Below are 15,639 nucleotides of genomic sequence, written 5' to 3' on the forward strand. Positions count from 1 at the left end.
CATTCTGCGGTTGCGCAGGCATGTCTCACGAGCAGGCTCGCAGCAATAGATAAGCATCCCAACAAATAAAACATCCAGGGGCGAAACGGTGAAAGACATCAAGCCACGAAGTGATAGACCTCCAGTGTCACGCAACAGGTTTTTCGCCCTTGAACAACGGATGCTTTTCGACGGTGCGGCGGCGGTCATCGCCGATACCGCTGTCGTGGCACGTAGTGGCGCCGAGGATGCCTCTGTCGCGATAAGCGGCATCAGTGTCAGCGACACAGATAACGCAACACAGCAAGTCACCTTGAACGCAAGCCATGGCACATTGAACCTGGCCAGCACCAGTGGCCTCACCGGCTTGACCGGCAATGGCGGCGCCAACATCAGCTTCAGCGGCTCACTGGCGGACATCAACGCCGCCCTGAACGGAATGTCATTCAGGGGCGACAGCGACTTCAATGGTGCCGCCTCGTTTACCTTGACCAGCAACGACGGCAGCAATACCACCAGCAAAACCATCGACATCAACCTGACCCCGGTCAACGATACGCCGACGGTTTCCGGCAGTGGCCCGGCGTTGCAGGTGGACGAAGGCGGGACGGCGAATTTCTCGCCGGCCACCAGCTCCCCCGACGGCAAGGGCTTCACCCAAAGCAACCTGGGCATGACCGACGTCGATAACGTGCAGCAACAGGTCATCATCAAGCTCACCTCCCTGGCGAGCAATGGCACCTTGTTGCTCAACGGTAAGGAGCTAGGGGTAGGGTCGAGTTTTTCCATCGACCAGATCGCCAACCTCAGCTATCGCCACAATGGCGACCAGGTCATCAATCCCGCGGGCCTCACCGACAGTTTCACCATTACCATCGATGACGGCGCCGGCGGCGTCGTTCACGACCACAATGTGCAGGTTCACGTCAATCCGGTGAACCAGGCGCCGACATCGAGCGGCACCATCACGATCATCGAGGGCGAGCAAAGCGTCAACCTGACCGACAACGGCAATCTGGTCAGCCCGATCGGCACGCCCCGTGGCACGATCCAGATCGGCGATCCCGATCAATCCCCGGGTGTCGACTTCACCTATACGCTCAACTCCCTGCCGACCCACGGTACGTTGCGCTATGACGGCGTGGTGATCACCGACAGCAGCTTCGTCATCCTGGACCTCTCCAAGCTCACCTACAGCCACGACGGCAGCGAAGCCAGCGGGGCCGGCGCCACCGATAGTTTTTTGCTCAATGTCACCGATGACGGCGGCGGCACGGGTGTGCCCAAGACGTCGACGTTGACCGTCGATCTCACCATCCTGCCCAACAACGACGATCCGGTCCTGGATCACAGCATCGACCAGAACCTGAATCCTGGGGAAACGATTCGCGTCGTCACCAACGCCATGCTGCAGGTCACCGACAACGACTCCTTCGATTCCAGCCTCAGGTATACGCTCACCGCCGTGCCCGACAGAAACGTCGGTTATTTCACGCTCAACGGTGGGTTGCTGGTGGTGGGATCGAGCTTTACCCAGGCCGACATCAACGCAGGCAACGTGGTCTATCACGTTCGGGCCTATACCGGCACGGCGCGAACCGACAGCATGAGTTTTACCGTCAAGGACGGCGGCGTACGCCTGTATCCAAGCGCTCGCGATGGCGGTATCTACGACACCGACGCGGCCAACAGCTCGTTGACGGTCAAGACGTTCAACATCCACGTGCCGGCCGAGCCATCGACGTTGCCGGGGGCACTGCCGGCCGACCCCGCGCCTAACCAGGCGCCCGTCAGCGGCGGCGACAAAACCGCGACGATCGACGAAGCCGCCAGCTACACGCTGACGACCGCCGACCTCAACGCCACGGATGACTTCACCCCCGCCGACGGTTTGACGTACCGGGTGCTGGTCACGCCGGGCAGCGGCACATTGCTGCTCGACGGTGTGGCGATCGGTGCGTTCGGCACCTTCACCCAGGCCGACGTGGACGCTGGACGCGTTACGTTCAAGCACAGCGGCGACGAACACTTTGTCGACAACTTCCAATTCTCGGTTTCCGACGGGACGCTGACCACCGCGACCGAAAATTTCAGCCTCAGTATCGTGCCGAAAAACGACACACCGACCGCCACCAATGACGATCGGGTGTTCACGGCCGAAGGCGGCACCGTCACCATTACCAACGGCAACATCGTGGTCGCCGATACCGACAGGCAAGCCGATGCCAGCGGCGGCACCCAATACGCCACGAGCAACGACGTCATCCTGCAGATCAGTGCGCTGCCACAATTCGGTCACCTGACGCTTGGCGGCGTGACCGTGACGTTGAACCAGACCGTGACCTCGGCGCAATTGGCCGCGGGCGACCTGAAGTACGTCCATGACGGCAGCGAAAACTTTACTGACAGTTTTTCCGTGGTGCCCGTTGACGACCAGGGCGTGGCCGTCGGAGCGGGTACCAACCAATCCAGCACCGGCTCGGCTTTGGTGGTGCCGATCACCATATCACCGGTCAACGATGCGCCCGCGTTCAATTCCAAATCCCAACTGGTCGCCGGTGAAGCGGGCGCCATCCACGAAGGGGAATCGGCAGTGATCGGCGGTGCATCGGGTTATGCCAATGCCGATGGATCCGGGACGATAAATGGCTCGGTGGGCGGCGCGCACCTTGTGTACGGCGATGACGATAACTCCAGCCTACAGCGCCAATACCGGCTCACCGCTATTCCGGAGCATGGCAGGTTGATGCTCAACGGCGGCGTCCTCGGGCTCGGCTCGGTCTTCACCCAAGCCGACCTGGACGCCAATCGCGTCACTTATCAACATGACGGCAGTGAAACCAGCAACGACTCATTTTCCTACATCGTCAGTGACGGTGATTTCAGCGCCAACGACAGTGGCTCATTCGCCCAGGGCGTCACCGCCACGGCATCGACCTACAACATCGAAATTCTGCCGACCAACGACAAGCCAACGGTGTCTGCCCCCAACAACCCGGTCAATATCGACAGCACCGTCGCTGGCAACAATCCGGTGGGCGGCTTCACGGTGGGCGATTTCGATGACTTGAGCGGCTTCGGCACGCAGGATTCGGTGCAAGTCATCGTGCGGCTGACCCAGACCGACGGCACCGCTTTCACGGCGGACGAGTATGCGGGCGTCACCCTCTCCGTCGGCCTGGGCGGCGGCGCTACCCGAGACGCCGATAAAGACGGCAATGGCGATTACCTGGTCCTTCGCGGCACCCGGGCCGAAGTCAACGCGGCGCTGGCCACCCTGACCGCCAGCGTCAACGACCCCAGCAACGAGGACCATCAATACCGCATCCAGGTCGTGGTCGATGATCGGCTGCGTGACGCCGGCGGCAACCTGACGACGGGGGCCAATGGCGGCAGCGAAAACCAGGCGGCCACCCCCGGCGGAAACGGGCAGCCGATCTCCGCCGTTGAATTCGATGGATACACCGACAGCGTCACCGGCACCGACCTCAACCTGGCACAGGCCAGCGTGTTGGTCCGCGTGTCGACAATCAACAGCCTGCCCAGCGTGGGCATCCCGGCGTCCCAACTGATCAACGAAGATCGCTCGACCGCCGTCACCGGCATCTCGGTGGTCGATACCGAGTCCACGGCCCTCGACGTTCCGGTCTCCGTGACGGTCAGCGTGCCATCGGGCCAGGGCATACTGGGGATTGGCGGCGCGGGTACGCAGACCACCATCACCCTGCCATCAGGGCGAACCGTGAGCATCAGTGGCGATAACAGCAACAGCGTGACCCTGATCGGGCGTGCCGACGATATCCAGTCGCTGCTCAACGCCGCCGGCACTGGCTTGACCTACACCAGCGCAGCCCACGCCAACCACGACTACAACGGTGCTGCTGCTGGCGACGTTACGCTCAGCGTGCAATTGAACGAAGGCACCGCCGCCATCGGTGGTGACGTGGGCAGTGGCAGCGTTGCGTCGCCCGCCCAGACCAGCGAACTGGCAATCATCCTGCAAGCGACCAACGACGCCCCTACCGTAACGGCAGGCAGCGGTAGCCTCGCGATAGGCCAAAGCGGCGCAGCGGTGGCCGTGCCGGGGTTCTCGGTCTCGGATCGAGACTACAACGACGGTGGGGGCATCAGCGCACCGCCAGGCGAGAGCGCTTCGCCGGAACAGAACTTCACTCAGGTGACCGTGCGCCTGACCGATGCCAATGGCGTGCCGCTGAGCCAAGCGAGCTACACCGACATCATTCTCGGCTCCACCAGCTCGCCCACGGAAGATCACACCAGCTTCGAAATCGATGACACCTACTCCGGCACCGACAGTGCACTGGTCATCCGCGGCAGCCTGGCCAACGTCAATGCTTACCTCGCGGGTTTGCAGGTTACCCTCAGCGGTACCCTTGCCAACACCGACACCAGCTACAGGGTGCAGGTGATTGCCGACGACCGCATTCGCGACGTTGCCACCGGCGTGCTGGATGCCAGTGGTCTGGCCAACGGCGGCTTGAATCCGTCCGGTGCTTCGACCGCCGTGGTCCCCGCCACCGTTATCGATCCCTACGCGGCGTTGCCTGGCTCGCTCACGCTCAATATGGGCAGCAACACGCGGACGCTATTTGTTTCCAGCCTCAACGACCCGACCCAGGTTACCGCCAGCGATGTCACCGTCAGGGAAGGCTCGGCGACCCTCAACCTGACCGGCAGCGTGGGTGGGTTCACCATCAGTGACCCGGACGCCAACGGTGCCAATACGTTCTCGGCCACCGTACACGTCAGCCAGGGGGTGATTTCCGGCGTGGGCGGCAGTGGTGGTTCGATCAGCGGTGTGGGCAGCGATACGGTGACGATCAGCGGGGCCACCCAAGCCGAAGTCAACGCTCGTCTGCAGGCCCTGACGATTACTTACCCGACGGCCACGGGCGCGCCGGCAGGCAGCGACTACACGGGCAACTTCACGGTGACGGTTTCCGTCAACGATGGCGGCAGCACCGGGCAGCGTCCTGGAGCGTTGACCGGCGACACCGACGATGCCAACCAGAACCCGGGCGATTTCGACTACGCCGACGGCACCACCGCCGCGCTGATCACCACCCGCACGATCAATGTAACCGTGCTGCCGGTCAACGATGCGCCTTTAGCCTCGGGCCTCGACAGCTCGCAAACCGTGACCAAGGGCGGCAACCCCGTTCGTCTGGATGGCGACGGCAATGTGGCCGTCAGCGACCTCGAACTGGATGTGAGTGCTGACAAATGGCAGGGCGCGACGCTGACCATCAACCGTCAGGGCGGCGGCAATGCCGATGATGTCTTTGGCCTTTTCGACAGCGATGCGGGGGACGATGCGGTCGGTGTTCAGGTCAACGGCAGCGACCTGCTCGTCGACGGGGTGGTCGTGGGCAGCATCAGCAATGCCTCGGGCACGCTGCAAGTCACCTTCAACGCCGATGCCGACGGTTCAGTGGTCGGCAAAGTGATGGGCGCCGTCACCTACAGCAACACCAACGCCTCGACATCGGCCAGCGCCGACGTAGCCGTCGACTTCGTGCTCAACGACCAGAACCCGAACGCCACCGACAGCGGCACTGCCGGCAGCGGCCAGGACCAAGGCGCCGAAGGGCGGAAAATCGCGACGCAAACCATCACCATCCACCTCAACACCGCGCCAGTGGCCGTGGACGATGGCCTGCAAACCGTCCAGCAAGGCGATCCGGCCAGCGGCAATGTCCTGCCCAATGACAGCGACCCGGACGGCAACCCTTTGAGTGTCACCGGGTTCATCGTCGCGGGGGCCGTCGGCCCATTCAATCCTGGCGATACCGCTACCATTGCCGGCGTCGGCACCCTGACCCTCAATGCCAACGGCAGCTACTTGTTTACACCGGCGCCATCCTTCCACGGCGATGTGCCGGTGGTGACCTACCGCATCACCGATGGTGTAGGCGGTACCGACAGCGCTGACTTGACCATTCGGGTCAACGCGCCACCGGTGGCCGTGGACGATGGTCTGCAAACCGTCCAGCAAGGCGATCCGGCCAGCGGCAATGTCCTGCCCAATGACAGCGACCCGGACGGTAACCCCCTCAGCGTCGGCGGGTTCACCGTCGCGGGGGGCGTTGGCACATTCAATCCTGGCGATACCGCCACCATTGCCGGTGTCGGCACCCTGACGCTCAACGCCGACGGCAGTTACCTCTTCACGCCGATCCCCACCTACCACGGCGATGTGCCGGTGGTGACCTACAGCATCACCGATGGCGTGGGCGGTACCGACAGCGCTGACCTGACGATTCGGGTCAACGCGCCACCGGTGGCCGTGGACGATGGCCTGCAAACGGTTCAGCAAGGCACACCGGCCAGCGGCAATGTCCTGCCCAATGACAGCGACCCGGACGGCAACCCTCTGAGCGTCGCCGGGTTCGCCGTCGTGGGGGTCGTCGGCACATTCAATCCTGGCGATACCGCCACCATTGCCGGTGTGGGCACCCTGACCCTCAATGCCGACGGCAGCTACGTGTTTACTCCGGTGCCATCCTTCCACGGCGATGTACCGGTGGTGACCTACAGCATCACCGATGGCGCGGGCGGTACCGACAACGCTGACCTGACCATTCGGGTCAACGCGCCACCGGTGGCCGTGGACGATGGCCTGCAAACGGTTCAGCAAGGCACGCCGGCCAGCGGCAATGTCCTGCCCAACGACAGCGACCCGACCGGGAACGCGCTCAGCGTGGATGGGTTCACCGTCGCGGGGGGCGTTGGCACATTCAATCCTGGCGATACCGCCACCATTGCCGGCGTCGGTACCCTGACCCTCAATGCCGACGGCAGTTACCTCTTCACGCCAATCCCCACCTACCACGGCGATGTACCGGTGGTGACCTACAGCATCACCGATGGTGTAGGCGGTACCGATAGCGCCGACTTGACGATTCGGGTCAACGCGCCACCGGTGGCCGTGGACGATGGCCTGCAAACGGTTCAGCAAGGCACACCGGCCAGCGGCAACGTCCTGCCCAACGACAGCGACCCGGACGGCAACTCCCTGAGTGTCGGCGGGTTCACCGTCGCGGGGGTCGTCGGCAGTTTCAATCCTGGCGATACCGCCACCATTGCCGGCGTCGGTACCCTGACCCTCAACGCCGACGGCAGTTACCTCTTCACGCCAATCCCCACCTACCACGGCGATGTACCGGTGGTGACCTACAGCATCACCGATGGCGCGGGCGGCACCGACAACGCTGACCTGACCATTCGGGTCAACGCGCCACCGGTGGCCGTGGACGATGGCCTACAAACGGTTCAGCAAGGCACGCCGGCCAGCGGCAATGTCCTGCCCAACGACAGCGACCCGGCCGGTAACGCGCTCAGCGTCGATGGGTTCGCCGTCGTGGGGGTCGTCGGCACATTCAATCCTGGCGATACCGCCACCATTGCCGGCGTCGGCACCCTGACCCTCAATGCCAACGGCAGCTACGTGTTTACACCAGCGCCATCCTTCCACGGCGATGTGCCGGTGGTGACCTACAGCATCACCGATGGCACGGGCGGCGCCGACACCGCCGACCTCACCATCCGGGTCAACGCGCCACCGGTTGCGGTGGACGATGGTCTGCAAACCGTCCAGCAAGGCGATCCGGCCAGCGGCAATGTCCTGCCCAATGACAGCGACCCGGACGGCAACTCCCTGAGTGTCGGCGGGTTCACCGTGGCGGGGGTAGTCGGCAGTTTCAATCCTGGCGATACCGCAACCATTGCCGGTGTCGGCACCCTGACGCTCAACGCCGACGGCAGCTACCTCTTCACGCCGATCCCCACCTACCACGGCGATGTGCCGGTGGTGACCTACAGCATCACCGACGGCGTGGGCGGTACCGACAGCGCCGACCTGACGATTCGGGTCAACGCGCCGCCAGTGGCGGTAGACGATGGGCTGCAAACCGTCCAGCAGGGCACGCCGGCCAGCGGCAACGTCCTGCCCAACGACAGTGATCCGGAAGGTCATCCGCTGAGCGTCGCCGGGTTTACCGTCGCGGGGGTTGCGGGCACTTTCAATCCTGGCGATACCGCAACCATTACCGGTGTCGGCACCCTGACACTCAACGCCGACGGCAGTTACCTCTTCACGCCGGTTGCGACCTTCCACGGCGATGTGCCGGTGGTGACCTACAGCATCACCGACGGCGCGGGCGGTACCGACAATGCCGACCTGACCATCCGGGTCAATTCCACGCCTGTCGCCAACGATGACGGGGTGTTGCTCACAGACCGCGACACGCCCATCCAATCCATACAGGTGTTGGCCAACGACACCGATCCGAGCGGCCATCCGCTCACCGTCACCCACGCCCAGAGCGCTGACGGCAGCGTTACGATCAACCCAGACGGAACCCTGGATTTCACCCCGGCACCCGGCGTCACGGGCGATGTCACGATCACCTACGTGATCAGCGATGGCGTGGGTGGCAGCGACACCGCCCAAGTGCGCATCCATATCAATGAGCCGCCCGTGGCCGTCAACGACGGCGTTCATAGCGCGCCCCAAGGAGACCCGATCAGGGGCAGCGTGCTCGGCAACGACAGCGACCCCGAGAACGATGCGATTCATGTGGTCGACTTCACCGTGGATGGCGTGACCGGCACCTTCGCGGCCGGCGACAGCGTGGCAATCCCAGGCGTCGGCACGATGACGCTCGACCTCGATGGCCGCTTCGTATTTACACCGAACGCCAATTATCTCGGCGCGGTGCCGACCATCGATTACCGGATCACCGACGACCATGGCGGCTTCGCAACGGCGCAATTGAGGCTGCGCATGGACTCCTCGACATTGCCGCTGCCGCCCACGTCCGATGTCTCGACGGATCGGAACGCGCCCACCGGCGACGTTCTGCGTCATGAATACCCGGATTGGCAGCTTGATTCGTTGAGCGTACGGCGCGACATGGTGCCGGGCTTGTTCGTCACGCTTCCGGTGATGGATTCGCAAATCCAGGCCGATGAACGACTCGACCCGCTGCGCTCCGGCTATGCCGAAGCCTACAGCGGCGAAATACGTTCGGAGTCGATCGGGATCGGCCTCGGTTTCGTTCCTAATCTGCACGTCACGCTGGCGGTACAGGATTCGCAAAAAACGGTCGATTACCAGGAAGGTTCGCTCAAATTCAAGGACAGCCTGTATTTCACCGGTGGCCATAGCTTGTTCGGCGATTTCGATGCCTTGCAGCCTGTGGCTCAAGAGCCTTCAGCAAGAGAAGTCAAGCCCAGCCCGCCGTCTGATCAGCCCAAGGCGGCCGTTTCCTTCAGTGACCAAATCAGCCAGGCCGCCAAACAGCGCCAGCCTCCTTCGTCCACTCAAGTCGAACGGCTACCGGCGCCCCAGCGCAAAGGTTGACCCAACGTCCTCTACTTTCCTTATAAAAACGGTAATCACATGTCTTTGATGGAAAAAAATCGTTCAGTACTGGGCGCAGGCTGGGTTGCGGCCATGGTTATCGGCCTGGCAGGCTGCTCCGTTGCGCCGAAACCGTTGCAACAAGATGAAATTCACCAACGAGTGGCCGGGGACCAGCTCCAGCTTTACGCCGACCAGGAGCCGATCAAGGGGCCATTGACCTTCGCCGACGCGCTGGCACGCTCGCTCAAATACAACCTCGACTATCGCCTGAAGTTGATGGAATCGGCTCTGGCGGCGGGCCTGCGTGACGTTTCACGTTACGACATGCTTCCCAAGATGCTGGTCTCAGCTGGCTACACGTCGCGCAACAACGAGTCGGGTGGTACGAGCGTCGGCATTGAAACCAACACGGTTTCGTTGATCCCCTCCTCCTCCGTCGAGCGTAACCGGACACTGGCCAACGCTGAGTTTTCCTGGAACCTGCTGGACTTTGGCGTCAGCTACTACCGCGCCAAGCAGAGTGCCGACCAATACCTGATCGCCGAGGAGCGACGCCGACGCGTGATGCAAACGGTCCTGCAGGACTTGCGCACCTCCTACTGGCGCGCCCTGGGCGCCCAGCGTCTTGAAAGCCAGGCCGACGAGCTGCTGAACCGTGTACGCCTGGCGTTGGGCAAGTCACGGGAAGCCGAGGTACAAGGTCTGCTACCGCCGGCACAGGCGTTGGCTTACCAAAGCGCCCTGCTGGACGCGACCACTTTGCTCAACGCTCGCCGCCAGGATCTGGAATTCGCCAAACGCGAATTGGCCGCGCTGATGAGCATTCCACCGGGCACCCAATTCACGCTGGCTGAAGAAAGCGAGCCCTCGCTGCCTGGCGTCCCGGTCGACATGGCCAAACTTGAGGAAATCGCCTTACAGGCGCGTCCTGAGCTGCGTGAGGAAGACTATCGCAAGCGCATTTCGGCGGACGAAGCGCGACGCCAATTGCTGGCACTGCTGCCCAGCCTTGGAATCAACATCAACGATCAGTACGACTCCAACAAATATCTCTATAACAGCAACTGGGTCGACAGCGGCGTACAGGTCAGCGCCAACCTGTTCAAGCTGGCGGCCATCCCGGCCACGCAAAAAGCCAGCGCCTCCCAGGAAAAAACCGACAACGCGCGCCGCCTTGCGCTCTCGATGGCCGTGCTGACACAAGTGCGCATCTCGGTGGAGCGCTACAAGCTCGCCTTGGTCGATTACGACCTGGCCGACCAGTCGAGCCAGGTCGATCAACGCATGGCCAAGTTCGCCCGCGCTTCGGTGTCGTCCCGCACCGATTCCGAGCTTGAAGTCATTCGCACCGAAACCCGCGCCCTGCTCGCACAGTTCCAGCGATACTCGGCCTACGCCACGGCACAGACCGCTTTCGGGCGCATCTACAACTCCCTGGGCCTGGACGTGCTACCCGAAGACGTGCGCGACGCCAGCGACTTGCAGCAACTCTCGCAACAACTGCAGGAAAGCCTGAGCCGTTCAGAACGCCAGGCGTTCACGACGGCGATCGGAGAGTTGCCTTCGCAGCAACCGTTGGCGGTACGCCTGGAATACTCAGGCGATGCCCGGGCAGCCAATGACATGCTCGAAGTGGCTCGCCAAGCATTGAAACGCAACCAGTTCGTGCTTGCCGAAAACAACCAGCCCGGGCCTACGCTGATCATGCAACTGCGTATCGCCAACGTTCAGGACGGTATCCGTCGCGGTGAATGGAGCGTAAGCCTGCGCCGTGCCGACGGAAGCGTGGCAGGCACCAGTCACTACCAGAGCACGTTGCGCGCCCAGCCGGACAGAGATTCCTTGAACGCATTCTGCGAAGCCGCCACGGTCGCTGAAGTGCCGAATTTGCGCGCGTGGTTGAAATCGGGCCCAACACAGGTGGCCTCGAAATGAAGATCCGATCACGTTGTGTTTCTCTTTCTGTGATCGGCGGTTCGTTGCTCGGTCTGGTCGTGTCAGCGCAACCGGCATGGGCACAAAGCGAAACCGATGCCGGCGTACGCGTGCTGCTGGTGGCCGACCAGGAAACCACCCTGGCGAGCCAGCTGGTGGGGCGGGTACGCGCGGTCAACGCGTCGCTGGGATCGACGTTCAGCAAGGGTGACGTGCTCGTCAGTTTCGACTGCGACGAACAGGTCGCTCGCCTGAAGATGGCCCAGGCCGACCTGAGCTCCGCCCGTGAAACCCATGACGCCAAGCTGCGCTTGCAAGGGTTGCAGTCCGCCGGCGAGGTGGAAGTTTCGCTGGCCGCCAGTGCCGCAGAGAAAGCCGCTGCCCAGGTGGCCCAGTACCGGGCCCAGCAACAACAATGCAATGTGCTCGCACCGTTCGACGGGCGCGTGGTCAAGGTCCAGGTCAAAGCCTTTCAGGGCGTCAACCTGGGCCAACCACTGCTCGACATCATCAGCAAAGGGCCATTGAAGGTACGTGTGAATGTACCTTCCAAATGGTTGGTCTGGCTCAAGCCCGACCTGCCCTTCCAGGTTGATTTGGGTGAGACCGGCAAACGTTATCCCGCCAAAGTCAGCGCCATCAACGGCCAGGTCGACGCCGTCAGCCAGACCATCGAGCTTGAAGGGGTGATCGAAGGCCGGCCCGTCGATCTGCTCGCCGGCATGAGTGGCACTGCGCTGTTCGAAGCGCCGCAATGAACGCCCAAGCCAATACAGCGCCCAACCCGGTCGCGGTGCTGCTGCATCTTGAGCAGCGCGCACAAGAAGCGCGCAGTACCGCCGAGCTGGGTTTTGTGATGGTCAACGAAACGTGGCAACTTTTGCGTTATCGCCAAGGCTATGTATTTGTCAGCGATGTGCTGGGCAAGCCCTCGCTGAGCAACGTTTCGAGCTTGGCGGTGCTGCCTGAAGAGACACCGTTTACCGTCTGGCTCAAGAGGCTGGCCCAGCATCTCTGGACGCAGCCTGCGGTATCGGCCGAATCGACACCAGCCACCGTCTTGCATCTGTTGCGAGCCCGGGACCTTCCCGAAAGCTTCGCCGAGGGCTGGACCGAATGGATGCCGATGCATCTGCTCTGCGTACCGCTACCGCCGCGCGATCATTCACGCCGTGGCATGTTGCTGCTTGCCTGCGATACCGCACCGGACGAACACACCCAGGCCCTGCTCTCCAGACTGGGGCAAACCTATGCCTACTGCCTCGCGGCGCTGACCAACAAACGCCCCACGTTCGCTGCACGCTGGCAAGTCTGGCGACAGCGCCCATGGCGTTTATTGGCATTGGGGACGGCCATGGCCCTGGCCTGCCTGGTGCCGGTCCGACTCAGCGCCCTGGCGCCGGCGGAGATCGAAGCCCATAATGCGATGGCCATCGCCTCCCCGCAAGATGGCGTGGTGCACGAGTTCCTAGTACAGCCCAACCAGATGGTGCAAAAGGATCAACCGCTGTTCAGCCTCGACGACACGACCCTGCGCAATCGCCGCGCGGTTGCCCGGCAAGCGCTGGAAGTCGCCCGGTCCGAAGCGCTGCTCGCTGCGCAAAAAGCCTTCGAAAGCGCACAGAGCAAGGGCGAGTTGGCCGCGCTCAATGGGCAAGTGCAAGAAAAACAGGCCGAAGTAACTTGGCTCGACGAAATGCTTGAACGCAATGTGGTCCGAGCGCCACGCGACGGCATTGCGATTTTTGGCGACACCAACGATTGGATCGGCAAGCCCGTGGTCACTGGCGAGCGCATCATCCAGCTGGCCGACCCACAAGATGCGGGGGTGCTGGTCTGGCTCCCGGTGGCCAATGCCATCAACCTCGATACCGGTTCTGAAATTCGTCTGTTCCTGCACGTTGCGCCGCTGTCACCCTTGACGGCCAGCCTGATCCAGACCAGCTACCAGGCCACGCTTTCGCCGGACAATATCCCCTCCTATCGCATTCGGGGGGAGTTCCAGGGTGGTACCAGCCAGTTGGCGCGGATCGGCCTCAAGGGCACCGCCAAGTTGTATGGCGAATCGGTACCGCTGATCTATTACGTCATGCGTCGTCCGTTGGCCGCCCTGCGTGAATGGAGCGGGCTGTGAGCGAACTGGACCTGTCGACTCTGCTGTCGGGCTCATCGGCCGGATCGACATCGCAAGACCCAGACGTACATCTTCCCGAACACCTGCCCGCAGTGCGCGAAGACTTGCGCCTGATTCCCGCGGCCACGCAACGTGATGGCTCGCCAGCCTGGATGATCCAAGACCCGGTCGGCAACCGGTTCTTCAATATCGGCTGGATGGAGTTCGAGATCCTGTCACGTTGGTCCCTGGGCTGCCCTACCCGCATGCTCGAGGCGCTCGCGGCCGAAACGCCCCTGAACGTCAGCCGAGCGGAACTGGCGGCCTTGTTGGCATTCCTGAGCCGCCATCAGTTATTGCAGGTCAGCGACGTCACCGGTACCCGACGCCTGGAAGAAATGGCCCGGCAAGGCAAGCACACCGGTTGGCAATGGTTGTTACACAACTACCTGTTCATGCGGGTGCCGCTCTGGCGTCCGCAGCGCCTGTTAGAAAAAACCCTGCCCTGGGTCGCGCCACTGTTCAGCCGGACCTTTCTGGTGTGCATCGCCCTCGCCATCGTGTTGGGTCTGTTCTTCGTCGAACAGCAGTGGGATGTGTTCGTTGCGAGCTTCCAGCAAAGCCTGTCACCGCAAGGCCTGGTCGGTTATCTGGTAGCCCTGGCGATTACGAAATGCCTTCACGAGCTCGGCCATGCCTATACGGCTACCCGCTACGGCGTGCGCGTCGCGCACATGGGCGTGGCGTTCCTGGTGCTATGGCCGGTGCTCTACACCGATACCAGCGAATCCTGGAAGCTCGCCGACCGCCGTCAACGCTTTCACATTGCCGGTGCCGGTATTCTCGTGGAGCTGCTGGTTGCCGGAGTCTCGACGCTAGGGTGGGCCTTATGCGAAAATCCGATGCTCAAGAGCGGGCTGTTCTTCCTGGCGACCACCAGTTGGATGATTTCGCTGGCCCTCAATGCCAGCCCATTCATGCGCTTTGACGGCTACTTCCTGTTGTCGGACTGGCTCGACCTGCCCAACCTCCACGAGCGTTCTGGGGCCCTGGCGCAAGCCTGGATGCGGCGTCGCCTGCTGTCGTGGGACGAACCCGATCCGGAAGTGGTAGCGCCGCGCCTGCGTGGTTTTCTTATTCTTTTTGCCATCGTCACCCGTATCTATCGCCTCGTGGTGTTCCTCGCGATCGCCGTCGCCGTGTATTACCTGTTTTTCAAGGCGCTGGGTATCGTGTTGTTCCTGGTTGAAATTTCTTGGTTCGTCGTCATGCCTATCCAGCGTGAACTCAAGGTCTGGTGGGGTCGTCGCAAGGAGATCCCCACGCGGCGAGGCCGTCTGCTTTTGCTCGGGCTAGGGGCGCTGATGCTATTGGCCGCCTTGCCGTGGAGCACCCAGGTGCAGGCGCCCGCCTGGCTGCATGCAGAGGTTCAATACACGCTCTACAGTCCCTTGCCGTCCCGGCTGGTGGAGATGCCTCACGCCGGGCAACCGATCGAAGCCGGTTCAACCCTGGTCGTTCTGGATTCCCCGGTCATACGCGACAAGGCCGAACGGTCCCACAAAGCGACCCTCGCGTTGCGCGCGCAACTTGCCGGACTCCCCGGAACTGCCGATGGAGCCGAAAAATATGCCTCGATTGCCAACCGGCTCAACCGTCAGCAAGCCGAGTCCGCCGCCCAGGCGGCCGAGTTGCAACGCCTGACGTTGCGCGCCCCGATGGCTGGAGTGCTCATCGACATCGACCCCGCCGTGCAACCTGGAGTTTGGGTCAAACCCAATCAGCCGTTAGGCGTATTGGTCAATCCCGATAGCTGGACGGTAGAAGCCTTCGTCCGTCAGCAAGACCTCTCGCGCCTGGCAGTTGGCGCTCGCGCGCGCTTTTATGCGCAAGGGGACGGCGGTAGAGCGCTTGAAGGCAAAGTGATCAGCATTGACGATTCGCGCACTCAAAACGTTCCTCACCTCATGTTGAGCACCGCCTACGGTGGCCCCATTGCCGTCTCCGCCAAACCAGACAAGAGTTTGCAAGTTCGTGACGCGCTTTACCGGGTCAAAATACGTTTGGACGCTTCCCCCGCTCAAATAATTATGCGATTAGGCAATGTATCCATTGAGGGTGCCCGCACCAGTGCGGTTGCAGAATTATTCACGGATGCATTGTCGATCCTGGTGAGAGAAAGCGGGTTTTGATGGGTAACCGCAGAGCAACGGCTGCCGCAATT

5 protein-coding genes are annotated in these 15,639 nt (G+C 62.3%); all 5 read left to right on the forward strand.

Features of this window, described 5'->3' with window-relative positions:
• The first annotated feature begins 160 nt into the window (after positions 1–160).
• From J3P89_RS15230 to J3P89_RS15250, 5 genes are read left to right on the forward strand one after another with little or no spacing between them, the layout of a single operon-like run.
• Positions 161–9,364 (forward strand): Ig-like domain-containing protein, encoded by a 9,204-nt coding sequence (locus J3P89_RS15230; RefSeq protein WP_434694700.1) that lies wholly within the window; start codon positions 161–163, stop codon positions 9,362–9,364.
• 39 nt (positions 9,365–9,403) lie between these two features.
• The gene (locus J3P89_RS15235; protein WP_434694701.1) at positions 9,404–11,302 is read left to right on the forward strand and encodes a TolC family protein; all 1,899 of its coding nucleotides are present in this window, start codon (positions 9,404–9,406) and stop codon (positions 11,300–11,302) included.
• On the forward strand, positions 11,299–12,060 hold the full coding sequence (locus J3P89_RS15240; RefSeq protein ID WP_434607044.1) for an efflux RND transporter periplasmic adaptor subunit: 762 nt from the start codon (positions 11,299–11,301) through the stop codon (positions 12,058–12,060). Before J3P89_RS15235 ends, J3P89_RS15240 begins: the two co-directional genes overlap by 4 nt.
• Positions 12,057–13,436, forward strand: coding sequence for an efflux RND transporter periplasmic adaptor subunit (locus J3P89_RS15245; RefSeq protein ID WP_434694702.1), 1,380 nt, complete (start codon positions 12,057–12,059; stop codon positions 13,434–13,436). Before J3P89_RS15240 ends, J3P89_RS15245 begins: the two co-directional genes overlap by 4 nt.
• Positions 13,433–15,607, forward strand: coding sequence for an HlyD family efflux transporter periplasmic adaptor subunit (locus J3P89_RS15250; protein ID WP_434694703.1), 2,175 nt, complete (start codon positions 13,433–13,435; stop codon positions 15,605–15,607). Before J3P89_RS15245 ends, J3P89_RS15250 begins: the two co-directional genes overlap by 4 nt.
• Positions 15,608–15,639: the final 32 nt, after the last annotated feature.

Source organism: Pseudomonas sp. Z1-14, assembly GCF_051132005.1.
Classification (GTDB): domain Bacteria; phylum Pseudomonadota; class Gammaproteobacteria; order Pseudomonadales; family Pseudomonadaceae; genus Aquipseudomonas.

Coding starts and splice junctions, on each gene's coding strand:
- J3P89_RS15230 (WP_434694700.1), top strand. CDS start 161: ATGCTTTTCGACGGTGCGGCGGCGGTCATCGCCGATACCGCTGTCGTG.
- J3P89_RS15235 (WP_434694701.1), top strand. CDS start 9,404: ATGTCTTTGATGGAAAAAAATCGTTCAGTACTGGGCGCAGGCTGGGTT.
- J3P89_RS15240 (WP_434607044.1), top strand. CDS start 11,299: ATGAAGATCCGATCACGTTGTGTTTCTCTTTCTGTGATCGGCGGTTCG.
- J3P89_RS15245 (WP_434694702.1), top strand. CDS start 12,057: ATGAACGCCCAAGCCAATACAGCGCCCAACCCGGTCGCGGTGCTGCTG.